Here is a 23,865-nt window from a genome sequence, read left to right as displayed (position 1 = left end):
TACTAAAAGAGGCGATAAGGAAGCTAAATGATATTCAACTTCTCTCCGCATAGATCGGCTTCACTATCAACTAGAGCAAGAATTTATGAATAATTGGAACTTAGAAAAATTTTTTAGAACAATTTTCAAAATTAGTGTAAGATAACGAACAAACCAGAAAAGACAGCTATCGTTAAGCTATTTGCCAATTTCTCTTAGGCCTAAAGACTACCAGAAACATCCAGTTAACACACTATCTCTACCTTAGAATCCTATGCTATCATGGTTAAACTAGCATCCTATGGTTACTAAATGCCTACTAAGACATCTTAGAAACATTAAAGTAGTCCAGGGAGTCTTGCTGTGGCGGCATAGCCAAGTGGTAAGGCAGAGGTCTGCAAAACCTCCACCCCCGGTTCAAATCCGGGTGCCGCCTTCTAATAAATACAGTTACCAAAACCCTTGTACTCCAAGGGTTTTATTGTTTTCTGGGGCAGGAATACAGTAACTCAAAACCTCCCTGCCAGAAATGTTGAATTCTGAATTTACTGTCAAGCGATCGCCTCATAAGCATTTTTCAATCCCACAACCGACGCAAATTCAGTACAAAACCCACTAACACTGCTTCACCGGACAACTGGGACGGATTCTCTAACACTTCCACGGCTAATTCTGGTCGATAAATTTCCACCTGTCGCTGTTGCGGATTGATTAACCAGCCTAGCCGAGCGCCATTATCGATATACTCTCTCATCTTAGTTTGTAGGGAAGCAAGCCGATCTGAGCTAGAGCGTAACTCAACGACAAAATCGGGACAGATATTAGCAAAGGTTCCTTTTTTTTCGGGAGTCAATGCTTGCCAACGTTCTCGGCTGACCCAAGAGGCATCGGGAGAGCGAGTTGCACCATTGGGTAAAATGAAGCCAGTAGAAGAGTCAAAGGCTTTACCCGGTTCGCCCGAATTACGCCACCAGAAATACAACTCTCCACAAATACTCCAATTGTATGCACCAGTTTCCCAGCCAGTTGGTGGGTTCACAATTAACTCTCCTTGTGCGGTTCTTTCCAGTCTCAAATCTCGGTTGGCTGCTGCTAAGGCTGCAAACTGTTCTTGAGTGACGTACAACCCAATTGTCTTTGGTATCTCAATCGATAGGGTTTCGGTTTCTGGGCTGGTGGGAGTCTGTACCATCTTGACCTCTTACACAATAGGGATGCGGTGAAAGATGCTGCCCTATTAACTAAAATATTGTATCTGCTGTCTGGGCGATAGCGTAAAGCCTCCGGCAGATCGCTTGTCGAATAACGGTAGACAGAAGTGTTGCTTAAAGATTCAGGCGATAATAGTACATTTGCATAGGGTTAATAGCGATCGCAATTACCATACTGCATTAAGGTTTGGATTGTAAAAACAAGTGGCAACACCTCTACCTTACATTGCATCTTTGACTGTGTATTTAGTTGCATTGCCCGGTTGCCTTGGGTCTTTGATTGTCTCAATAACTCCCTGCAAAAATCCCAGTAGGCTCACAAAACTTAGCACTCTTAATCCAAACATCACTCTGACTTGAATTTGCCTGCTCTCAGTCTCAAGTTATTTCTGCACCCTGTCAAATTTTGAATTTAGAATGCTGAAGACTGATATTACCTTAGAGCCACCATTTGATTCACCATCACCGCCAATGCCAGCATACCCAAAATCGTCATTAATCCCGCAGGCATAAATTTACGTGTTTTCACTAATCTAAATACAAAAAATAGCACTAAAATAGCAGTAACTAATACTGCTAAAATCGAACCCCAGGTATGCCCTTGGAGTTGAAAAAAAGCGGCAATTATTAGTAATAAACCACTAATACTACCACTTAGGAGTGAAACTATACTTGTAGCCTGAATGTAGCCAATAATGCCACCAACAATCGCTAAAATGCCGTAGGCAAAAGCAGCAACTATACCTAAATTCATTGTTAAAACATCTATAGACTTTGACTTTACTACCAGGGTCAGCAGACAATTTACCATAGCTATTTAGCTATACCACACAATTGATTGATGGATAATCAAGCGATGCCAATGGCAAGTACTTCCTCATATACAAAGGTTCAACATCTCCAGCGCCAAGCAGCCTCACTTTTACTGTACCAGTCTGTTCTCCAAAGCGAAGTGGGGATGGCATTTCTGGAACTGTTGCAAGCTATACGTTACACTGAAGCCGATGCAAGAGGTTGTCTCCAAGCCTACGGCAGTTACTTCCACGCTTTGGCTGCTAGAAATCAAAACTGGGAAGATTATTTAATTACTCAACTTCTCTTCTCTGAGAATCCCTTTACAAGGTTGGCCCAACAGCGAGAATTTAAAGATTTGTCCCCAGCAATAGTTGCAGCAGTTCACCATGATTTACAAGTATTGCAAAGTCTCTATGAATGTAGCAGCGCTTCTTTAAGCGAGTGGGTACAAGGCGTTGCTCACATGCCGATTTCACCGGTAGTGTGGTATAAAGAGCAAGAATTGGTAGGAGTAGAGACAAAGTTCGCTACATATCTACAAGAGTTAGATAATTGGGGTGATGCTGTAGAAGAGTTAGCAGCTTATTATCGGCAATGTGGCTCTGGTTTATTTGCAGAATATCGCGCTTTACGCTGGCAAGCTGGTCAGTTTATCGGTATTCGGTATTCTGACCCAATTAAGCTGAGTGCCCTTGTCGGTTACGAGTCTCAAAGGGATGCTTTGCTCAAAAATACAGAGTTTTTATTATCAGGAGAGATGGCACTGCACGTATTACTTTACGGTAGTCGGGGTTCTGGCAAATCTTCTTTGGTGAAATCTTTGTTGAATGAATATAGCAATCGTAGCCTCCGCTTGTTGGAAGTGGCAAAATCTGATTTAAAAGACTTACCAGAAATTGCGGAACATTTACGAGGTGTGTCACAAAAATTTATTATCTTTGTCGATGACCTTTCCTTTGAAGAAGATGATGAAGCTTTTAAAGCTCTCAAGGTAGTTTTAGAAGGTAATTTAACAGCGCGGCCTCAAAATGTAGTGGTATACGCTACTTCCAATCGCCGCCACCTGATTCGGGAGTTTTTTGTGGATAGACCTGCACCGAAGGATAACGAGGAAATCCATGCTTGGGATACGATGCAGGAGAAGCTTTCGTTTAGCGATCGCTTTGGTTTAACCTTGACCTTTGAACCAGCCAATCAAAAAACTTATTTGAAAATTGTACAACATCTAGCCGCCCAAGCTGAAATTAATATTACCCAAGAAGATTTGGAATTTCAAGCATTACAATGGGCAACTCGCCATAATGGTCGTTCTGGACGTACAGCACGGCAGTTTATTGATTTTCTCAAAGCAGATTTAACACTTTTTCATGGAAATAATAATACATCCAACACGTAGCATGAAGTATTTTCCTATATGTATTTTAATTACGAATTACGATGAGAGCTACTTATTCTGATAATTTAACTACGCTAAAAACCAGCAATATGCAATCAGTAATGATCAGCAATCGATTTATACTAGTGATAGTTGCCTTTAGTGTGAGTTTTGGACTTAGCCTTGTCCCAAGCTGGGATTTTAATAAAGCCTTTCTCACCAGTGTAATTACTGCCGCAACTATCTATACAGCAGCAGTATTCGTAGATAAGCGACGGAGAAATTATGAAATGTTTGTTTTAGGTTCTCTCCGCAAGCGAATTAAAGATATGGAGGGATTAAAAGCTCGTGTTGTCAGAGAAATAAATCAAATCGAAGAACATCATAATTTATTATATGCCGAATCACAACATCTGCAAAATCAAGTTACAGAAAGCCGTAATCAAAGAGATAGTCTACATCGAGAGTTAAGAACATTTGCTGGACAAAAAAAGCAGCTAGAAAATGAAATCAATAGTCTGCAAACTGAAATTGATAACTTGCAGGAAAATCAAACCGAATTGAACAATGCTTTTTCTATCCTCACAGCAGAGAAACGTCGTCTAGAATCTAATTGTAATGTATCTCGTGCTGAAATCACTCAGTTGCAAAGTCAAATCTCTGAACTGCAAGATGAGAAACAAGAAGTTGAAAGCAATTTAACTCTTTTAGGCAGACTCAAACCCCAATTAGAAGAAAAACTATACGAATTGCGAATTGCAATTCAAGAGCTAGAAGTTGAGACAATCCAAAAAAATCAATTGCTTGTAGCAACAAAAACTGAAAGAGAAAATATCCAAGCTATCCTGAATTCTTCACAAACCCAAATAGCAGAACAAAAAGCCGAATTACAGCAGTTGCAAGGGCAAGTTTCGTTATTGCAAGAAGAGCGAGATTCATTGCAAAATCAAGTATGGGAATTACTACAACAAGTAGAAACATTGAATCCCGAGCCTTTTACTGAAAATTCCCCAGAAGATGATATTCAATTGTTTCCTTTTTCTGAAATAATTGAAACTCCAGCCGTCATTAAAACTTCGGATGCTGAAACATCGGAGAATATACCCGAAGAATGGACTAATTTTCTAGAAAATCTCCCAGGACATGAGTTACAAGTCTTAAAAGCTATAGTTGAACAAGATAATCCCAATGGTGCTATTAAAAAAATTGCCGAAGCAAACATCACTATGCCGAATCTATTAATCGATTCTATAAATGAACGGGCAAATGATACTATTGGTGAATTAATAATTAATACAGATTCGGAAAATCCAAAAGTTTATCAGGAGCATATAACCCATATCAGGAAAATGATTACAACGTATGAAGACCTTATGGCTAGACATACTTCGTCAAATTAAAATTAAATTATTATTGCTGTCGTAAGATTTAGTAGTAATGTGAATATGTAACATAAGCTACGCGAATATCTCACCTTTGCAAATATACCTGGCCATTAGAAATCGCGGCTGCGCGGATTCTGAAAAATTTGAAACCCACTTTTGTGGGTTTTGTCTGTATAGCCGCGAATTCTATTTGCCAGGTTTAGGGACATTTTTACTGTGTGCTTCTGTGTTTAAAATAAAGTGAAGTGTAATACATGGCAAAGCTCAAAATCTCGAAAAAAATCTCCACTGCTTTAATCAATTCCCTTGGTGCGGGGGTAGTACCAAGAGTAGGAGTTGAATATATCGCAGTAGGCCGAGAAAAAGAACTAAAAAGCCTATTACAAAATCTCGATGATATTGCAGAAGGTGTAGCAGCATTTCGCTTTATAATTGGTAATTATGGTTCTGGGAAAAGTTTTATACTGCAACTAATTCGTAACCGCGCTATGGAGCAAGGTTTTGTAGTAGCTGATGCTGATTTATCCCCGGAACGCCGATTAGCTGGAAGCAACAATGAAGGTGTCGCTACCTATCGAGAATTAATGAGCCATCTAGCTACAAAAACTCGTCCTGATGGTGGTGCTTTAGTCTCAATTTTAGAAGGATGGATTAATAAAATTCAACAAGAAGTGGTTAAAGAAACTGAAATGCGTCCCAATGACGATGGTTTTGATGACCAAGTTGAATCGAAAATTAGGGAAGTAGTTCAGTATATTGAAGATTTAGTTCACGGTTTTGATTTTGGTAGCGTGATTATCGCTTATTGGCGTGGCTACCGAATGGATGATGATAATTTAAAAAATGCGGCAATGCGCTGGTTACGGGGAGAATTTACTACTAAAGTTGAGGCAAAAGCAGCTTTAGGAGTGCGCGTTATTATTGATGATGATAGTTGGTATGATTATATAAAACTGTTTGCGAAGTTTGTTGCTGAGATTGGCTATAAAGGACTGTTAATTTTAGTTGATGAAGCTGTACATTTATATCAAATATCTACCACCGTTACACGAGAAAAGAATTATAATCGACTCCTGGCAATGTTTAACGATACCATGCAGTGCAAAGCGGAACATCTTGGCATTGTTGTTGGTGGAACAACTAAATTTTTAGAAGACCCCAAACGGGGACTTTTTGCAGACCAAGCTTGGCAAAGACGCACAAAAGAAAGTCGTTTTGTTGCACAAGCTAATGTTCAGGAACATTTAGGGCCAGTAATTCGGCTAAATCCGTTGAGTGAAGCGGAAATATTGACGCTTTTGCAACGTTTAGCTGAGATTCATGCACTCAATTTTGGGTATGAACAGACTTTGACAAATCGTGAGTTGAAGGATTTTGTGCAAGAAATTATTAATCGCTTGGGTGCAGAAGCATTACTGACACCTGGGGAAATTGTGCGAGATTTTATGAGTGTGCTGAATATTCTTCACCAAAATCCAGGAATTGCATTTGGTGAATTAATTCATGGTTCTAAATTTAAACCTACTGCTATGGGTAAGGATGCAGATGTGGATGAGGATGGCGCAGCAGAATTTAGTTTGTAGTTTACTCTCTAGTAATTGGTAAGCCTAGCCAATCGCTAAGTTCATGAGCTAGCCAATCAAGTTCTGGAGGAGTAGCAGGAAAAAAATAAAATTCACCACTTAAAATATCATACTTTTTTATTCCTGCCCAGATTGTCAAGCAAGGTTGATTATATGTATCCTTACCGCGTTCTAGACGTAGAATATCTTGTCTCGAACTTGGAGATGGATGAAACCGTTTAATTCCGAACAATTCATAAATTAAGGCAATTTTCTGATGATTAATACAAAGCTTCTTTTTCCCAAATACACCTATTAAAATAAAAATAAATAATAAAATTATCATGGATAAAAATAATATCAAAGATGCCAAAGATGCCAAGTTAACAATGTTACCATCAATAAAAATTGGCAATACAGGGATAGATAAAATAATTGGTATGAGAGTGCTTTGAGAGTTTCAGCTTCCCGCTCAAATAATTTGAGGTCGTTCCATTCAAACTCATTACCAAAAGACAGTATTTTGACTACTACTAATTCTTGAGTTTGTAAGTCACGAGCTAGCAGCGATCGCCGTCCGGCTTTTTTGCCTAGTTCTTGTTGGACTTGATACCGTTCCAATAGGATTTCTTGGTGAGAATCTGGCGATTCTTGACTTGTCATTTGCTCGTGACTCCAAAGCTTTGTTGCTTTTATAGCTTTCCTGTTTGTTACTGCCCCACTGTAAGATTACTTAAGTCAGCAACAAGTATCAGGGAAAGTATTTTTTTGAAATCCGACCTATTAGCATGTCAAGGCTAAAATGCTGCAAAAAAAATTGTAGGTTGGGTGGAGGCTTTGCCAAAGCCAACATCCTGATATATGTTGGGTTGCGCTCCGCTCCACCCAACCTACGAATGCGCTATTTTAAGCTTTCGAGACGCGATAAATCGCCGTCTCTACAAGGTTCAATCGTATTCAACCAGCGATAGCCGTTTCTACGTCTAAAGATACAAGTTTATTTAATTTTGAGAGATTAATCAGAGATTAATGAGATATTGAGATATTGAGTTGAAAAACTAATTCACATAGAAACTTATGACAACCCAGCAAGAGCTTCAATCTCTTTTTAATACCTTAGATAGCGATCGAGACGGCAAAGTATCCATTAATGATCTTTTTTTAAGTCCTGGCTTAAGTGCAATCATTTCATCCGAAACAAATACCAATAGTCCCCAGGAATTACTAGTAAATTATGATTCAGACGAAGATGGTAGTATTACCTTTGAAGAGTTAAAAAAAGCAGTTGAGGAAGCAAATAATTTAACCTAGTACACAGGTCGGCGGAAATAAAACAGGAGTCAGAATACAGAATTCAGAATTCAGAATTCAGAATACTCTACCCATAAAGGGATAGAGTTTTCAGGCGAGAATATTTTAATTTTTTCGCTTAACTTCGGGCGAAAGCGCGTAGCGGGACGTAGCCCTACGGGGATCTTGCTACGCGGTAGCGTCTCTAAGAGTTGTACGGTTTTAACCAATAGACATCTCCACAAATTAAATATGCGTTACCCAGAACCCTTGTAGAGACGTAGCACTGCTACGTCTCTACATTCTTTTTCGGAGATGTCTAATATTCAGACGCGACTCGAAAATACTCGCTAACGCCCCGCCATCGCGGACTCGCTTGCCATCGGCGCTATCACCCACTCCTACAGAATTCATACTGAATTCTGACCGGAGGCGGAGCATCTCCGGCTCCGCTCCTGAGTTCTGAATTCTTCTTATAAAGATTTATACAAAATTGTTGAGCAAACACTAGCTGATTTGGAACGCGGTTATGACAAGTTAACAGTACAAATTGACGTGGATGCTTTAGCTCATCTAGTTAATGTTGCCAATGGTGATTCTCGTTCATTGCAATTGAGAACACGCTAGTTATATTATATAGGTTGAGAAAAGCAGACATAGATGCATCAAATATTTGCACCCACTGACACCGCCGCAAACTTAAATAAGTGTGCCCAATTGCGGTTATTACTAGAATCGCCTCAGCTCGACTTCATTATGGAAGCTCACAACGGGATTAGCGCCCGAATTGTGGAAGAGGCTGGATTTAAAGGAATTTGGGCTAGTGGACTAGCCCTTTCGGCTCAATATGGCGTTCGAGATAATAATGAAGCTAGTTGGACTCAAGTTGTTGAAATGCTGGAGTTCATGTCTGATGTCACCAACATTCCGATTTTGTTAGACGGGGATACGGGTTATGGCAACTTTAATAATATGCGTCGCCTGGTCAAAAAATTAGAACAGCGAGGTATTGCTGGAGTCTGTATTGAAGATAAGCTTTTTCCCAAAACCAATAGTTTCATCAACGGGAGTCGCCAACCTTTGGCTGAAATTGATGAATTCTGCGGCAAAATTAAGGCGGGTAAAGATAGTCAGACAAACCCAGATTTTTGCATCGTTGCCCGACTGGAAGCTTTGATTGCTGGCTGGGATCTTTCGGAGGCATTGCGCCGGGCTGAAGCTTACCACGCAGCTGGAGCAACTGCCATCCTGATTCACAGTAAATCATCGCGTCCCGACCAAGTGCTAGCTTTTGCTAAAGAATGGGCGGGTCGTTCCCCGTTAGTGTTTATACCGACTAAATATTACAGCACTGCTACTGATGTTTTTCGCAAAGCGGAAGTTAATTTGGTCATCTGGGCAAACCATCTGATTCGAGCTGCTGTTGCTAGTATGCAGGCGATCGCGCGTGAAGTGAAAGCCAGCGAAACTTTAATCAACATTGAAGATGATATTGCTCCCGTAAAAGAAATTTTCCGGCTACAGGGGGCGGATGAACTCATAGAAGCTGAAAAACGCTACTTTAACAACGGACGACAACATACTCAAGCGATCGTTTTGGCTGCTAGCAGAGGCCAAGAGTTAGCAGGTTTGACGCAAGATAAACCAAAAGTCATGTTACCCCTTGGAGGTAAACCACTGCTCAGATTGTTGGTGGACAAATTCAAGAAACTTGCCATCAATGATATTACCGTTGTCGCGGGTTACAAAGCAGAAACTATTAACGTTCCGGGGACTAAAGTCATCTGTAACCCAGATTATGAAACAACAGGAGAATTAGCATCCTTAGCCGTAGCTCAAACCAGCTTCGGCGAAGAAATGTTAGTACTGTACGGCGATTTACTATTTAGAAGCTACATTCTGCGAGATTTATTGGAATGTCCCGGAGAGATTGTTGCTGTAGTTGATTCTGTGGCGAACAGTAAGTCTGTTAGCGGTTCACCTGACTACGCTTATTGTTCCATCCCAGACGATCTTTCTCTCTTTGGACAGGATGTCAACCTGTTGGACATTTCTAAAACCACACAAACGCAATTAGGAAAATCTAGCGGACGTTGGATTGGGATGTTGCGCTTGCGGAGTCAAGGTAGACAGTGGGTGAGTGAAGCACTCAATGAATTGCAAAAACGACCGGAATTCAACAGTTTGGGTTTGCCAGAATTATGCAATTATTTAATCGGGCAAGGAAAACCGATCAAGGTGCTTTATATTCGCGGTAACTGGTTAGATGTTAATTCTTTAGATGATCTTGACCTTGCTTTTCAATTGAAACAATAGGGGTTGGGGATTGGGGACTGGGGACTAGGGACTGGGGACTGGGGACTGGGGACTGGGAAGTGGGGCTTGACGCTTTGTGTTCTGAGGTCGAAGTTCCGAGTTCTGAGGTCGAAGTTCCGAGTTCTGAGGTCGAAGTTCCGAGTTCTGAGGTCGAAGTTCCGAGTTCTGAGGCTGAAGTTCCGAGTTCTGAGGCTGAAGTTCCGAGTTCTGAGCCTGAAGTTCCGAGTTCTGAAGCTGAAGTTCCGAGTTCTGAGGTCGAAGTTCCGAGTTCTGAGCCTGAAGTTCCGAGTTCTGAAGCTGAAGTAATAATTTTTCTTCTCAACTCCCCAATCCCCAATCCCCATTCCCCTTAACCGAGAACCGTGGGTTTAAGTCCCCCGGTTCTCTTCATCGGTAAGTTTTGGGTCGGGGTCTAAATCCCCGTCACAAAACTTACTTGCGACTTGCGACTTGCGACTTGTTTTAATATGATCCAGGCAGAAGAATTTGTAGAAGTTGCGCGTAATCTTGGTTTTGGGTGGTACAGTGGCGTACCCTGTTCTTTTCTCACGCCTTTTATTAACTACGTCATCAATGACGTTCAACTTAAATACATCTGTGCAGCCAATGAGGGAGATGCTGTAGCGATCGCAGCTGGAGCCGCAATTGCTGGTAAACCTGCTGTGGTAATGATGCAAAACTCTGGTTTGGGGAATGCTGTTAACCCACTAACTTCTCTCACTTACATCTTTCGGATTCCACTGCTGCTGATTTGTACCCTGCGAGGCGATCCAAATTTACAAGATGAACCGCAACATGAATTAATGGGGCAAATTACAGATAAATTGCTGGAAACAATGTCTGTACCTTGGGAATTTTTTCCCACAGATGCAGCAGAAATAGAACCCGTTTTGCAAAGAGCCACAGCCTATATGGAGCAAGAACGCCGACCTTATGCTCTAATTATGCGTAAGGGAACAATTGCCCCCCATGCACTCATCCGTTCTTCTATCCCAGAACGAGAAAATAGTAATAGCACTCATATTCAACAAAGCTTTTTTCGCGATCGCAAAGAACAACGCATTTCTCGCAGCGAAGCATTAGCTAGGATTGTGGAACTGATTGATCCAGAAAATACTGTAGTAATTGCCACCACTGGTTACACGGGACGCGAACTATTTGCCAGCAAAGACAGCGCTAATCATCTTTATATGGTTGGGTCGATGGGTTGCGCTTCCTCAATGGCATTGGGACTATCTTTAGCACGTCCAGACCTCAAGGTAGTGGTAATTGATGGCGATGGGGCAGCATTAATGCGAATGGGTAATTTTGCTACCATCGGCACTTATGGCGGTGCTAACTTGACCCATATTCTTTTAGATAATGAAGTCCACGATTCCACAGGCGCACAAGCTACTGTTTCGGCGGGTATTTCCTTTGCCAAAATTGCCGAAGCCTGCGGTTATGGCGTTACATTAGCTGGAGACGATCCCGCCCTTTTAGATGCTTTATTTACCGTAGATACCAACACCAGACCTAAATTCGCTCATTTAAAAATCCGTCCCGGAACTTTAGAAAAACTACCCCGTCCCAACCTCACCCCGGAAGAAGTTTTACAACGCTTTATGAACCATATTGGTTCTAATTGGTAACTCCTAACTCCTAACTCCTAACTTTGGCAATGATTTTACTAAACCCCGGCCCCGTTAATTTGAGCGATCGCGTCAGAAATGCCCTGTTGCGTCCCGATTTGTGTCACCGTGAGGTGGAATTTTCCCAACTTCAAAGCAGAATCCGCGAACAGCTACTTCAAGTTTATGGTCTTGGAAGCGACTGGGCAGCAGTTCTCCTCACTGGTTCCGGTACCGCCGCGATGGAAGCGATGATCAGCAGTTTAGTACCCACAGACGGGAAATTACTAGTAATTGAAAACGGTGTATATGGCGAACGACTATCCAAAATCGCCAAAATCCACGGCATTGATTACATTACACTTTCCCATCCTTGGGATGCTGAAATAGATATCAACGCTTTAATCAAACTCTTGGATGAAAATACTGATATCACCCACCTCGCTGTCGTCCATCATGAAACTACTACCGGTCGCTTAAATAATTTGGTGGAACTTGCCCCAATTTGTCAAGAACGCGGCATCAAGCTACTAGTGGATGGAGTTAGCAGCTTTGGTGCTGAAGAACTAAATTTTGCAGATTGGGGAATCACCGCTTGCGCTGCGACAGCTAATAAATGTCTGCATGGTGTCCCCGGAGTATCCTTTGTCATCCTGCAACGGGATGCACTGCCGTCAGTAGACACAATCCCCCGCACCTTATATTTAGATTTAGCAACCTATTACCAGCAGCAAGAACGAGGCGGCACACCTTTTACGCAATCAATACAGACATTTTATGCCTTAACAGAAGCTTTGCAAGAAATGGCAGAAGCCGGAGGATGGCGTGCTAGACACAGCTATTACAGCCAACTTGCAAACTTAGTCAGAGATGGGTTAGCCTCAATTGGAATTAAACCCCTACTTCCTGTTGGCAGTTCATCGGTTGTCTTGAATGCCTACTATTTACCAGATAAATTCAGTTATGAAGAATTTCACGACCAACTCAAAGCTGAGGATTATGTAATTTATTCTGGACAAGGAAATTTAGCTCAATCTATTTTTAGAGTATCAACAATGGGAGCTATTACTCACCCTGATATGGAACGATTTGTTGCTGTTGTTCAACAAATTATTTAACTATTGTGGGGTGGGCAAGATGCCCACCCCACAAGATTATTTCTTGGAAATCCCTAAGTTCTGTTCTATTTGAGGTTGTGCTGACTTGATATCAAGAGTGACTTGCTGTAAGTTACCTGTGAATGCAAAGGGGACTTTATAAGTTTCAACTACAGGTGTACCTGTATCGCGCCCGACATCAAAGGTTTCGTCAAGGGCCCAACGAAAAGCGATAGTTTTGGCAATTCGACCCTCGGCTACCTGTTTGTCGTTGATGAATAGTTTGCCAGTTCCACCAGTACCAAGAGTGCCACCGTCGTAGTCAAAATCAAATCGCAGTGTAGATTTACCTGTGGGTACTGTTTCTGGAGATTGAATAATGTAGCGTTCAGCATTGACGAAATTGTAAGCATAAGTCGGTTTGCTATCCTCAAGGAAGAAACTCCAACCAGAAAAACGTCCGCCTTGTGTCAATAGAATGCCCTCTGCACCGCTTTCGGGAATATCTACATTTGCAGTAATGCTGAAGGAGCGATTTTTGATGTTTGGGGCACTACCTTCTGGAATTCCAAATGTGCCCGGATAGTAAGTAAAGCTGGTGCGTCCTGTGAGTAAGCTGGGGCGGAGTTGGATATCAAACCGTTCAAAAGCGCGATCATCTAATGGTAATACTTGGTATTTCTTAGCTTCAGACAAAAACAACTTCTGGAGTTTTTGCAGCTTTTCGGGATTTTGATCGGCTAAGTTGTTCGCTTCACTAAAATCTTTCTCAATATTGTATAGTTCCCACGGATCTTGCTCAAAGTCAGCTTTGATAGTAGCTTGCCAAGGCAAACGAGGATGACGAGCCGCCGCAATCCAGCCTTGATCGTAAATGGCTCGATTACCAAGCATCTCGAAATACTGAGTTTTCCGATGGGAAGGAGCATCGGCATCATCAAAGGTGTAGGCAAGGCTAGTACCTTCAATTGGTTGTTGTTTGACTCCATTAACTTGAGTGGGGGCAGTAATTCCAGTAGCTTCTAAAATGGTGGGCGCAATATCAATTACATGATGGAATTGGCTGCGGAGTCCTCCTCGATCTTTGATGCGATCGCCCCAAGAAATTACTAAGGGATTGCGAGTTCCGCCAAAGTGAGAGGCGATTTGTTTTGTCCATTGGAAGGGAGTATTCACCGCCCATGCCCAACCCGCAGGAAAATGGTTGAATGTCTTAGGACTACCCAATTCATCAATTGAGGCTAGTAGTTGTTCTGGGTTTTCGGGTACGCCATTGAAGACTTTTAACTCATTGACACTACCTGTTAAACCACCTTCGGCACTAGCACCATTGTCCCCGACTATGTAAATTACTAAGGTGTTATCTAGTTCACCAAGTTGATCTATGCCATCAATCAACCGTCCTACTTCATAGTCTGTATGTGCCAAAAATCCGGCAAAAACTTCTACCATGTGGCTATAAAGTTTCTGCTGTTCTGCTGACAGGGAATCCCAAGCAGGTAGTTCTTTCGGACGGGGAGTTAGCTGGGCATTTTCTGGAATCACACCCAGTTGTTTCTGACGAGCAAAGGTTTCTTCCCGCAATTTATCCCAGCCTTGGTTAAACTTGCCTTGATATTTATCAATCCAGGCTTTGGGCGCGTGGTGGGGTGCGTGGGTAGCACCAGTAGCAAGATAAGTAAAGAAAGGTTTGTCAGGAGCAATAGATTGTTGAGAGCGAATCCAGGCGATCGCATGGTCTACTAAATCCGGGGTCAAGTGATAATCTGGGTTATCGCTAGGTTTGTCCACCCGCTTGGTATTTTCTACCAAAGCCGGAGACCATTGGTTAGTATCACCACCTAAGAAACCGTAAAAATACTCAAATCCTAACCTTGTCGGCCAGCGATCAAAAGGGCCGGCGGCACTGGTTTCATAGTCTGGCGTGTTATGCCATTTACCGAAAGCAGCCGTGTTATAGCCATTTTGACGCAGCACTTCTGCCACAGTAGCAGCACTCTGAGGCAAAATCGCCGTGTAACCTGGATAACCTGTGGCTAACTCTGTGACTACACCTGTACTTACTGAGTGATGATTGCGCCCAGTTAACAATGCTGCCCGTGTCGGTGAACAGAGGGCTGTAGTGTGGAATTGGTTATAGCGTAATCCTCTTTCGGCCAAGCGAGTCAAATTAGGAGTTTCGACTGGGCCGCCAAAGGTACTTGCTTGTCCAAAGCCCACATCATCCAGTAGTATTAGCAGCACATTGGGAGCTTGTGCCGGAGCAGTGATTGATGAGGGAAAATCCGGTTTTGAATCTTTGTAGGTGATACCGATTTTACCTTTGAATGACTCTTCAGGAATCGGTAGAACCTTTGATGTGGCTGCTAGGGCAGGGCCAGTGAATGTAAACAAGACGACGAGGAAAGAGAGGGCGAGCGATCGCCAAAGTAAACGTGACATGCATTTAATCCTTTGAATCATTAGGAATGGGGACTGGGGAATAGGGACTGGGGAATGGGGAATAGGGACTGGGAGTAGATGGGAAGTTGGAGTAAGTCTTACCCTTCGCCCTTCTGGCTTTTTTGTGCCCAATCCCCAATCCCCAATACCCAGTCCCCAATCCCCAATACCCAATCCCTTCGACTTACTTCAAGTTCTTCACCAAGCGAAAGCCGATATGCGTTGTTCCGGTGTCGGGGGCTTGAGACTCGCGTGCTGCTGGGCGGTAGCGGCTGCAATAGTTGGGCGCACACAAATAAGAGCCTCCTTTAATTACGTGTAGAGCAATCTCTGTGGGTTTGTTGGGGTCAAAACTCTGCTTTGGGCCTGTGGGGTTCATACTATGAGCTTTGCTGTCATGTCCTAAAGCAAACCAGTCAAGGGTCAATTCCCAGACGTTACCAGCCATGTCGTAAAGACCATAACCATTGGGTGCAAAGGAGCCGACTGGAGCTGTGCCCAGATAACCATCACTTGTAGTGTTGAAAAAAGGGAATATTCCTTGCCAGGTGTTAGCTTTTTTCTCAGAATACTGATTGCCCCAAATGTAGGTTGTGTTGTCTAATCCACCACGGGCGGCGTATTCCCACTGAGCTTCAGTAGGTAGTGATTTTCCTGCCCATTTGGCGTAGGCTGCGGCATCTTCGTAGGCAATGTGAACGACTGGATGATTTTCTTTTGCAGCGATTACACTGTCGGGGCCAAAGGGATGTTGCCAATTGGCTCCTGTTGTCCAATGCCACCAACTCAAAAAGCTCTCACCTGGCTTTGCGATCTGGAATACGAGGGAACCTGGCGATCGCTGCTCATCAGGTAGATCGGGAAACTCTTCTTTAGATAAAGGACGTTCTGCAACTGTCACATATCCAGTTGCTTCGACAAACTGAGCAAATTGGGCGTTTGTGACTTCATATTTGTCAATGCAGAAGGAAGTGACTGTTACATTTTCTGCCGATTGCTCTTCGACAAAACTAGAATTATCTGACCCTATTTTGAAATTACCTTCTGGAATCAGCACCATCTCTTGAGGACAGTTACTTTGTGTGGTATCAATCGTGGCTGCAAATGCAGTTGAGTTAATCAAGAGAACAAACAGTAATGTTAAAAAAGTGAGAAAACAACAATTTTTCCCTGGCTTTGACATTGTAGAAATTAACCCCCTAGATTGGGCGGTTGCAGTTCATAAACAGAATAGTAAAATTTTCACCAGCCTTGATAAATCCGAAAAAAGCTGATTTTGACTTCAACACAAACAACTCTAAACCTCATATCTATTCTGAAATAAGGCTTTATTTTTTATAATTTGCAATAATTACTCTACTAATTAAAAACTCAGATTTCCTAACATTCAAGTAAAAAGAAATTATTCAGTTTTTTACTTGAATAATTTCTTATATTGATATATAAAGAATCTTGACTTTATTAAAACTACTGTGAATTTATTGGTTTACCGTAGTTATGCCTTAATATTGATAAATTACATCTTATCAAAAGATAAGTCAAGAACTTTTTCTGACCGAAGCATTGCCGAGGAATAACTGAGAATCCCCACTCAGCGAGAAGTTAGGAATCGCGCACTAGAAGGCTTGCCACAATCATCAAAACTTCTCCCAATGGGAGAGGCCAAGAGCGATCGCTGGCTCGAAACTCAGCATGGAGACGAGAAAGCCTAGACCAAACAACGTTCAATCGTTGCTACAACTGATTGAGAAAGAGTATCAAAGTCGTAGCCACCTTCTAAGCCAAACAGAATTTTACGAGTTACACCTAGACAATAATCAGTAAATAAAGCGTAGTCTTCTGGCTGCAAATTTATACTTGCCAAAGGATCTTCCGCATTGGCATCGTAACCAGCACTGACAATTAGTAAATCTGGCTGAAAGTTGGCTAAAAACGGTACTACCTTATTTTCAAATAGTGGCTGATATGCTGTAATATCGCTACCTGGAGGTATGGGCAAGTTAAGGACATTATTGTGAAAGCCCCGTTCTGTAGCTCTCCCAGTACCGGGATAACAAGGGTACTGATGTAACGAACAATAAGCAATTTGGGGATAAATTTCTACAATGGACTGAGTACCATTACCGTGATGTACATCCCAATCGAGGATGGCGACGCGGTTAACTTCAGGTTGTTCGAGGGCAAATAAAGCGGCGATCGCGGCATTAGAAAATAGGCAAAAGCCCATCCCCGCATCACTTTCTGCGTGATGTCCTGGGGGACGCGCTAGTACAAAAGCTGGATTAGCCGACTTTAACACAAGCTCAACTCCATCCAACCATGCACTGACTGCCAACAATGCCACATCATAACTGCGCGGGGAAACTGGCGTATCTCCATCCAAAGGGCCGCCGCCACTAGAGGCGATTTGCCAAAGTTTTTTGATGTAGGCTGGGCTATGCGCTCTAACCAAAGAAGACATCAGTGAAGGCTGTTCAGATACTGGTGTAGGCGATCGCCAGGTAATTTGATCTGCAAATGTAGCTTCTTTGAGAGCATTTGCGATCGCTATCAAGCGTTCTGGTTTTTCAGGATGGTATTTTCCAGTCTTGTGATCTAAAAATTCGTCAGAATAGATGACTGGCAGCATAGAACGAAAAAGTTTAGCAGCAGGGACACTGAAGTTATTGTATCCTCACTGACAAACAGTTTTTCCTTCCCTTGACTTTATCCATTTTCTATGAACGCGATACTTTGTGGAGTCGTTGCGCGATCGCTAAGGGAACTCCAAGAAATAAATTATCCAATATTGTGGGGTGGGCAACATGAGCGCCCAGTCTATAGGGCGGGCGAGACGCCCACCCCACAAGAGTTAATTGAATATTTTTTTATTTGGAAGTCCCTAAGTACAGCATTTCATTAATTCATAGCGAATTAAATTTGGCAATACCCTACAATGCCAATGCGTCGGGTTGCATTGTTAATGGGTTCTTGGCAACTTTTGGTGATATTGGTTGGGGTAAGGCAGAAGGCAGAGGGTAGTCCCAATGAAAAAATTTCATCACCATGAATGAAAATGTGGTAATTTCCAAGATAAGGCTGATACAAGCGAGGTTGTTTCCTTATTAGAGCACTAGAGCCTGAAGGGCAGTCTAACCTGGATATCGAGAGGAATTACCAATTGTCGCCACTGAGCAATTTTTGAGGTTTTAGTGAGCACGCAAGTCAGAATCTACTATTTAGATATCCACATATTAGCCCCCTATCAATTTTGAAAGTTGTAGTAGGTATTGAGATATGCAGGTAGTCTACAATCGTTGTGCAGGACTAGATGTACACAAAAAGACGGTGGTAGCTTGTGTAATTACTCCAAAGTCTCCGTCCGGATGGCATAAGGAAATACGTGCATTCACTACAATGACTCAGGACTTGTTAAAACTTTCTGACTGGTTAACAAGTCACGATTGCACTCATGTAGCAATGGAGAGTACTGGTGAGTACTGGCGACCTGTATTTAACATCTTGGAAGGTAACTTTGAAGTTATGTTAGTTAATGCCCGTCATATAAAAGCGGTGCCAGGACGTAAAACAGACATCAAAGACTCGCAGTGGATTGCCGAACTACTACAACATGGGTTGTTACGTGCGAGTTTTATTCCCCCTGTGGAGCAAAGAGATTTGCGCGATTTAACTCGTCATCGTAGCAATTTTATTCGAGAACGAGTCAAGAGGCGTGAATCGAGTCCAAAAAGTGCTTGAAGCTGCCAACATTAAACTTGCATCAGTTGCCAGTGATGTAATGGGTGTATCAGGACGGGCAATGCTAGCTGCGATTGTTGAAGGTAGCGCTAGTCCTGAACTAATGGCAGACTTGGCGAATGTTCCATGCGAAAAAAGCATGATTTACTGATTCAAGCACTCGAAGGTAGAGTTCGTCCTCATCAACGATTTATTCTCGCACAGCTATTGTGTCAAATTGATAGCATAGACGAAACAATTAAATGTTTTGATCAACTCTCTTGAGGAATACTGCCGTCCTTTTGAGCAAGCCGTAGAGTTAATTGATACTATACCAGGTATCGCACGTCGAACTGCGGAGATTATTGTCTCCGAAATCGGCATGGATATGAGCCGTTTCCCAAGTGCTGAACATTTAGCTGCTTGGGCTGGGGTTGCTCCTGGTAACTACGCTCATTGCTGGTAAAACGCTTTCAACTAGTACCCGTAAAGGCAATGGCTCTGTTTCATCATAGGAACTCCCTGTTAGCGCCAGTGTCAGCCCGTAACGGTCGTCTGATTGCGCCCAGTTAAGAGCTTCACTCTGCAAGTACCGAGCTTGTTCGGTGTGGGCAGATAAGGAGTCAATTCTGAGTCTGAATGGTAGGGCTTTCACCTACATCTGACCGAGAGTTCAGCCTTTAGTGACAGTAATCTGCTGTCGGGCTGGATTAGTTATTTACGGACTGATTACCGTGATTTACTAACCAACGAATCGCACAAATCGAAGTCTTGCAGGCGATGGATTGAGTCGCTGCTCTGCTCGCATTCTTTCACCATGTTCGATCCAGTCAGTAAAATATTTACTCACAGTTTCCCTATTCTCAAGGTAATACAAAATTGTGGCGTAAACCTGCTCCAAATTCAGAGAAGGATAGGTCTGGGCAATTTCTTCGGGAGTGCGAGCGCGATAGATATGGTCGTAAAGAATAGTCTCAATGCCAATACGAGTGCCTTTGAGCCGAATGTCGTCAGGGGATAAAAAATTGAAATAGTCTTCTAGTTGCATATATAAAAATTTGAAGCTTTGCCATCAATCTAGCATATGAACCAAATCCGATGAACACCAGAAAAATTCGCAACCTTGCCTTCCAAGCCCATCGCTACATCGGTTTAGCGGTGGGACTAATTGCGATTATTGTTGGTTTAACTGGTAGCCTGCTGGTTTTCCAATCCGAAATTCTTGCCTTTCAAAGGTATCAAAAAATTGGCACTATCATTCCTCAAGGGGAAATGCTGCCGATTGAGGTGGTTGTAAATACGGTGAAAAACAACTATGCGAGTCAGCCCAATAGACATCTGGTGAAAATGAATGTAGAGACGTAGCACTGCTACGTCTCTACAAGGATTCTGGATAACGCATATTTAATTTCTGGAGATGTCTAATGCCAAACTTCAGAGGATTTATGTACCGACAAAACCAGATGCACCATTTAATGTCATCTATGCAACTAAGGAAAATGATTGGATTGAAAATTACGTTCATTATTATACAGGAGCAGTTCTCGGTAATAGTCTCAATCCCAATTCCTGTTTCTCATCCTAATCCCAACTCTCAGATCCCCACGTTCTTGATCGTGTCTACCTGCAAGCTGTGGACGATAAGCGATCGCAACTTTTTGTCAATTCTTATATAGGTGTGATGATGGGCGATCGCATCTGTCGGCTCGCTACCATTATAATCATTTGATGTGTGTATTGAGCGATCGCAATAATAGCAAATGCAACTGCCGAAATCACAAATGGGTTCGCCGAAATCACAAATGCGATCGCCAAAATAGCAAATGCGATCGCCAAAATAGCAAATGAGTTCGCCAAAATAGCAAATGCGATCGCCAAGATAGCAAATGCAACTGCCGAAATCACAAATGAGTTCGCCAAAATAGCAAATGCGATCGTTGAAATAACAAATGCGTTGGCGTAGCCCGCACTTCGAGTAATGTACCAGAGAGTCAAGCGATCGCAGTAAGATTATTGAAAATCTATCTCATTAACTTTGGCCCTCTACCAATTATCGTAAATTCAAGGGTTTAAGACCCCAACCATTACACGTAGTATCATTTGAGTTGGGTAACAGTGCCTGACTCCAACTGTCTTTGATTTTGAAGTAATAAGTAATGGGTATTACTCATTACTCATTGAATCATTAAAGTCAGCCTATGCGTAGGCTCCGCCCGTCGTAGACATCGCACGATTAATTGCTTCTTCTTGACCAACTAAAGATAAATAAGGCTCTTTTAAATACTTATAAGCTGCGGCGATCGCATCCTGGGCACTCACAGCCGTAATCAATTCTTGAAACTTGGTGTCAAAATCAATTCCTAAGCCCAAAATTTCATACCAACCGTATATTTGAGCAATTTGCCCGTTCGTTTGTTTACCTAAAGCGTACTGCCCCAAAATCTTGTTTTTAGCAGCTTGAAGTGCGCTTTCGGATACTTCGGTGGTAGACAATAAATCCACTTCTGTACGCAGTCCTTCTAGAGCAATGCTGGTATTCTCCGGTGCTGTACCGATGTAAACCACAAAGGATGCTGGAAATAGCCTTGTAGAGTAAAAGGCGGATACTTCGTAAGCTAAACCGCGTTTTTCCCTTAATTCGACAAACAAGCGGCTAGAAAGCCCATTTCCCAAGTAGGTACACAGCAATTTCAATGGGGCGTAGTCAACAGAATTCACTGATGTTCCTAAATAACCGAGCATCACGATTGATTGTTGTGTCTGTATTGGCTTTAGTCTTACCTGCGGTTCTATTTTAATTTCAGGTAAATTCAGTATTGGCAGTGCTTGGGCTGTAGCTTGCCAATCACCAAAAACTTCTTCCACCAATGCCACTGCGTCTGTAGGTGTAACCCTACCAGCAATACTAATTACTACATTATCTGGGCGGAAATAAGTTTGGTGATACTCCACTAAATCCGCACGAGTTAAGCGGCTCATGGTGGATTCATCTCCCAGTACTGACATAGAGTAGGGATGATTTTGGTACATTACTTGCCGCATTTGTTCAAAAGCGACATTGAAAGGTTGCTCTTTTTGGGAACGAATATCTTGGAGTGCTAAACGCCGTTCTAGTTCTACTTGAGTTTCGGGAAAAGTAGGCGATCGCAAAATCCGCCCCGCCAATGTTAAAATTTCCGCAAAATCGGATGTTACCGTCTTGAAAGATAGCAAAAAATAATCAGTGCCAGCATCGGCACTCAAACTCGCCCCTACAGACTCGACAATTTCTGCAATTTCCAAGCTAGAAAGTCCATCGCATCCTTTTGTCATCACTGCTGAGAGCAAATGTGCCAACCCTGCTTGCTCCCGGTTTTCATTACAACTACCAGCACGCACAAAGATTCGTGCTGCAATAATATCCGCAGCCGGATTTTCTGCCACCAGTACGACAATCCCATTGTTCAATACGGTGCGATGGATGGGCGATTTTTGCAGCAAGGTTGTCATTTGTCATTTGTCCTTTGTCATTTGTCATTTGTCATTTGTCAAAAACTAATGCCCCATGCCCCATGCCCAATACTTAACACGGTTTAAGTATAGTAACCGCATAATTCTCCGGCGAGAGATACTGTTTAGCTAATTTTTGCAGTTCTTGGGCATCAAAAGACTGAATTTGCTGGGGATATGTCACAGCTAATTCAGCTTGGGCAATGGTATTGTAATACCCATAAAGCCCTGTCAGTTGATTTGGCGTTTCGGTAGAAAACGCATACTCATTACATAGCAACCTGCGTGTACGAGCAAGTTCTTGTTCGCTAATTCCTTTAGTCTGCAAATCATCCAAATGAGCGCAAATTAAAGACTCAACTTCCTCTAGATTTTCTGGTTCCAACCAGGCAGTAATTGTAAATAAACTTGATTCCCGTTGTAGAGAAAAACTACTGCAAATTCCCTGTACCAATTGCGAATCTTCTCGCAAATCACGCACTAAACGCGAAGTCCGCCCTTCTGCCAACAACACTGACAAGAAATCTAAACCATAGCCAGTACGTATATCTTCTACTCCTGGTACCAGCCACGCCATCAACAATCGCGCTTGTTCTATGCGTGGTAAACACAGTTCTTGACGGTGAATACCTGCTATGACTGGCTTTGCCACTTTTTCAAATTGCGGACAATTACAGCGTTCGGCAAAATCAGCAAATGAATGATTTACCATTTCCCAAGCTGGTTGCTGGGCTATACCTCCGGCAATTACCACCGTCATGTTTTCCGGCTGATAGTGAGTGCGGTGAAAACAGCGCATTGCTTCTGGTGATTGCTGCATCAATTCTTGCTCAGTACCCAACACCGAACGTCCGTAAGGGTGATGTGGATAGATGCTTTGAATCAGCGCTTGAAATCCTATCCAGTCGGAATCATCTTGACAAGAGCGAATTTCCTCTAGCACTACATCGCGTTCGCGGCTAAATTCATCTTCTGGAATTGCTGCATTGAGCAGGAGTTCTCCCAAGTAGGGCAGAGTATCTTTTAAATAAGGGGCGGCTGTAGTGACTGAATAATGAGCATAATCATAGCTTGTCGCCGCATTACTCACGCCACCCCGATTTTCCACTTTGGAATCGAACATCCCAGGGGGTAGCGTCGCCGTACCTTTAAAAATCATGTGTTCTAAAAAGTGCGCCATACCAAACCACGGTTTTGGCTCTAGGCTGGCTCCAGCACGCACCCAAACATCCGCCACAACTACGGGAGTGGTGGGAATTTCTTGATGAATAAAAGTTAAACCACTCTCTAGTCGGAAGACTGAGGCTGGAAATACGGTATTAGTTAGTTGTTTTAACAATTTTTTGTAGTTTTAACCACAATTTGACGCAATTGTGTCATCTTAACTCTGAACGATACCTAATTTAGAATCAAATTATACAGATTTGGAGAATTATGCGATCGCTGTTTTCTGCACTACCGAAAAATTAGACGCGTTATGCGTTGAGAGGAAAATCACAAATTAGAACTCTTGCATAAATATTTTGTGGTATGATATTGGGTTATTTTAATTTGAGATTTGGCAATTAGAATAGGAAGAATTTATCAATTTTTTCGA

At 42.5% G+C, this 23,865-nt stretch carries 24 protein-coding genes, 1 tRNA gene and 1 pseudogene; 14 read left to right on the top strand and 12 right to left on the bottom strand.

The features are described from left to right. Positions 1-344 precede the first annotated feature (344 nt). Positions 345-415 (top strand) — tRNA-Cys (locus tag V7K76_RS23560). 141 nt (positions 416-556) lie between these two features. Here the strand turns inward: V7K76_RS23560 and V7K76_RS23555 are convergent. Next, a complete protein-coding gene (locus V7K76_RS23555) occupies positions 557-1,171 on the bottom strand; it encodes a Uma2 family endonuclease (RefSeq protein ID WP_334779268.1) in 615 nt (204 codons plus the stop codon). A gap of 452 nt (positions 1,172-1,623) precedes the next feature. Continuing rightward, the gene (locus V7K76_RS23550; protein WP_334953014.1) at positions 1,624-1,944 is read right to left on the bottom strand and encodes a TMEM14 family protein; all 321 of its coding nucleotides are present in this window, start codon (positions 1,942-1,944) and stop codon (positions 1,624-1,626) included. An 87-nt stretch (positions 1,945-2,031) separates the two neighbouring features. Between V7K76_RS23550 and V7K76_RS23545 the strand changes: the two genes are divergently transcribed. The 3 genes from V7K76_RS23545 (at position 2,032) to V7K76_RS23535 (ending at position 6,328) form a co-directional block, all read left to right on the top strand. Beyond that, positions 2,032-3,381: an ATP-binding protein gene (locus tag V7K76_RS23545; RefSeq protein ID WP_334779266.1), complete on the top strand. Its 1,350-nt coding sequence runs from the start codon at positions 2,032-2,034 to the stop codon at positions 3,379-3,381. A gap of 41 nt (positions 3,382-3,422) precedes the next feature. Then, positions 3,423-4,760 (top strand): tellurite resistance TerB C-terminal domain-containing protein, encoded by a 1,338-nt coding sequence (locus V7K76_RS23540; RefSeq protein ID WP_335030090.1) that lies wholly within the window; start codon positions 3,423-3,425, stop codon positions 4,758-4,760. Between the two features lie 239 nt (positions 4,761-4,999). Then, positions 5,000-6,328 (top strand): ATP-binding protein, encoded by a 1,329-nt coding sequence (locus V7K76_RS23535; protein WP_334779263.1) that lies wholly within the window; start codon positions 5,000-5,002, stop codon positions 6,326-6,328. 1 nt (position 6,329) lies between these two features. Here the strand turns inward: V7K76_RS23535 and V7K76_RS23530 are convergent, their stop codons facing one another. Both V7K76_RS23530 and V7K76_RS23525 read right to left on the bottom strand, forming a co-directional pair. Next, positions 6,330-6,653 (bottom strand): hypothetical protein, encoded by a 324-nt coding sequence (locus V7K76_RS23530; protein ID WP_334779262.1) that lies wholly within the window; start codon positions 6,651-6,653, stop codon positions 6,330-6,332. Between the two features lie 92 nt (positions 6,654-6,745). Continuing rightward, positions 6,746-6,970, bottom strand: a pseudogene (locus V7K76_RS23525) (serine/threonine protein kinase); the annotation flags it as partial. Positions 6,971-7,384: 414 nt separating this feature from the next. Between V7K76_RS23525 and V7K76_RS23520 the strand changes: the two are divergent. The 5 genes from V7K76_RS23520 to V7K76_RS23500 all read left to right on the top strand — a co-directional run bounded on the left by V7K76_RS23520 (position 7,385) and on the right by V7K76_RS23500 (position 12,641). Beyond that, entirely contained in the window at positions 7,385-7,618 is a 234-nt protein-coding gene (locus V7K76_RS23520; protein ID WP_334779261.1) for an EF-hand domain-containing protein, read from the top strand. Between the two features lie 639 nt (positions 7,619-8,257). Beyond that, positions 8,258-9,913: a phosphoenolpyruvate mutase gene (gene aepX / locus V7K76_RS23515; RefSeq protein WP_334952997.1), complete on the top strand. Its 1,656-nt coding sequence runs from the start codon at positions 8,258-8,260 to the stop codon at positions 9,911-9,913. Between the two features lie 59 nt (positions 9,914-9,972). Further along, positions 9,973-10,266, top strand: coding sequence for a hypothetical protein (locus V7K76_RS23510; protein WP_335030089.1), 294 nt, complete (start codon positions 9,973-9,975; stop codon positions 10,264-10,266). 114 nt (positions 10,267-10,380) lie between these two features. After that, positions 10,381-11,544, top strand: coding sequence for a phosphonopyruvate decarboxylase (aepY, locus tag V7K76_RS23505; RefSeq protein WP_335030088.1), 1,164 nt, complete (start codon positions 10,381-10,383; stop codon positions 11,542-11,544). A gap of 29 nt (positions 11,545-11,573) precedes the next feature. Then, positions 11,574-12,641, top strand: coding sequence for a 2-aminoethylphosphonate aminotransferase (locus V7K76_RS23500; RefSeq protein ID WP_335030087.1), 1,068 nt, complete (start codon positions 11,574-11,576; stop codon positions 12,639-12,641). Positions 12,642-12,677: 36 nt separating this feature from the next. Here V7K76_RS23500 and V7K76_RS23495 read toward each other — a convergent pair whose 3' ends face one another. The 4 genes from V7K76_RS23495 to V7K76_RS23480 all read right to left on the bottom strand — a co-directional run bounded on the left by V7K76_RS23495 (position 12,678) and on the right by V7K76_RS23480 (position 17,691). Next, the gene (locus V7K76_RS23495) at positions 12,678-15,062 is read right to left on the bottom strand and encodes an arylsulfatase (RefSeq protein WP_335030086.1); all 2,385 of its coding nucleotides are present in this window, start codon (positions 15,060-15,062) and stop codon (positions 12,678-12,680) included. A 184-nt stretch (positions 15,063-15,246) separates the two neighbouring features. After that, positions 15,247-16,185 (bottom strand): formylglycine-generating enzyme family protein, encoded by a 939-nt coding sequence (locus V7K76_RS23490; protein ID WP_335030085.1) that lies wholly within the window; start codon positions 16,183-16,185, stop codon positions 15,247-15,249. Between the two features lie 479 nt (positions 16,186-16,664). After that, positions 16,665-16,790 (bottom strand): hypothetical protein, encoded by a 126-nt coding sequence (locus V7K76_RS23485; protein ID WP_334779253.1) that lies wholly within the window; start codon positions 16,788-16,790, stop codon positions 16,665-16,667. Continuing rightward, complete coding sequence (locus V7K76_RS23480) at positions 16,771-17,691, bottom strand: histone deacetylase family protein (protein ID WP_334779252.1); 921 nt, start codon at positions 17,689-17,691, stop codon at positions 16,771-16,773. Before V7K76_RS23480 ends, V7K76_RS23485 begins: the two co-directional genes overlap by 20 nt. A gap of 647 nt (positions 17,692-18,338) precedes the next feature. Here V7K76_RS23480 and V7K76_RS23475 point away from each other — a divergent pair. From V7K76_RS23475 to V7K76_RS23465, 3 genes are all read left to right on the top strand, one after another. Next, the gene (locus V7K76_RS23475) at positions 18,339-18,800 is read left to right on the top strand and encodes an IS110 family transposase (protein ID WP_334779251.1); all 462 of its coding nucleotides are present in this window, start codon (positions 18,339-18,341) and stop codon (positions 18,798-18,800) included. Then, positions 18,775-18,951: a hypothetical protein gene (locus tag V7K76_RS23470; protein ID WP_334779250.1), complete on the top strand. Its 177-nt coding sequence runs from the start codon at positions 18,775-18,777 to the stop codon at positions 18,949-18,951. The genes V7K76_RS23475 and V7K76_RS23470 overlap by 26 nt, the downstream gene beginning before the upstream one ends. A gap of 96 nt (positions 18,952-19,047) precedes the next feature. Then, positions 19,048-19,245 (top strand): IS110 family transposase, encoded by a 198-nt coding sequence (locus V7K76_RS23465; RefSeq protein WP_334953007.1) that lies wholly within the window; start codon positions 19,048-19,050, stop codon positions 19,243-19,245. Positions 19,246-19,521: 276 nt separating this feature from the next. On the opposite strand, the gene V7K76_RS23460 is transcribed toward V7K76_RS23465, so the two are convergent. Beyond that, a complete protein-coding gene (locus tag V7K76_RS23460) occupies positions 19,522-19,827 on the bottom strand; it encodes a DUF433 domain-containing protein (RefSeq protein ID WP_334779248.1) in 306 nt (101 codons plus the stop codon). A gap of 50 nt (positions 19,828-19,877) precedes the next feature. Here V7K76_RS23460 and V7K76_RS23455 point away from each other — a divergent pair, with 50 nt between their 5' ends. Both V7K76_RS23455 and V7K76_RS23450 read left to right on the top strand, forming a co-directional pair. Further along, positions 19,878-20,144, top strand: coding sequence for a PepSY-associated TM helix domain-containing protein (locus tag V7K76_RS23455; RefSeq protein ID WP_334779247.1), 267 nt, complete (start codon positions 19,878-19,880; stop codon positions 20,142-20,144). Positions 20,145-20,196: 52 nt separating this feature from the next. After that, on the top strand, positions 20,197-20,364 hold the full coding sequence (locus V7K76_RS23450) for a hypothetical protein (RefSeq protein WP_334779246.1): 168 nt from the start codon (positions 20,197-20,199) through the stop codon (positions 20,362-20,364). A gap of 83 nt (positions 20,365-20,447) precedes the next feature. Here the strand turns inward: V7K76_RS23450 and V7K76_RS23445 are convergent, their stop codons facing one another. The 3 genes from V7K76_RS23445 to V7K76_RS23435 all read right to left on the bottom strand — a co-directional run bounded on the left by V7K76_RS23445 (position 20,448) and on the right by V7K76_RS23435 (position 23,607). Continuing rightward, positions 20,448-20,684, bottom strand: coding sequence for a hypothetical protein (locus V7K76_RS23445; protein WP_334953010.1), 237 nt, complete (start codon positions 20,682-20,684; stop codon positions 20,448-20,450). Between the two features lie 291 nt (positions 20,685-20,975). Continuing rightward, a complete protein-coding gene (locus V7K76_RS23440) occupies positions 20,976-22,268 on the bottom strand; it encodes a M16 family metallopeptidase (protein WP_334953012.1) in 1,293 nt (430 codons plus the stop codon). Between the two features lie 73 nt (positions 22,269-22,341). Next, positions 22,342-23,607 carry a M16 family metallopeptidase gene (locus V7K76_RS23435; RefSeq protein ID WP_334779243.1) on the bottom strand — a complete coding sequence of 422 codons (1,266 nt, stop codon included), beginning with the start codon at positions 23,605-23,607 and terminating at the stop codon, positions 22,342-22,344. Positions 23,608-23,865 lie beyond the last annotated feature (258 nt).

It is taken from the genome of Nostoc sp. (assembly GCF_036917975.1).
Taxonomy (GTDB): domain Bacteria; phylum Cyanobacteriota; class Cyanobacteriia; order Cyanobacteriales; family Nostocaceae; genus Nostoc.
Note: the sequence above shows the minus strand (reverse complement) of the source record. Positions and strands in the feature narration are given on the sequence as shown.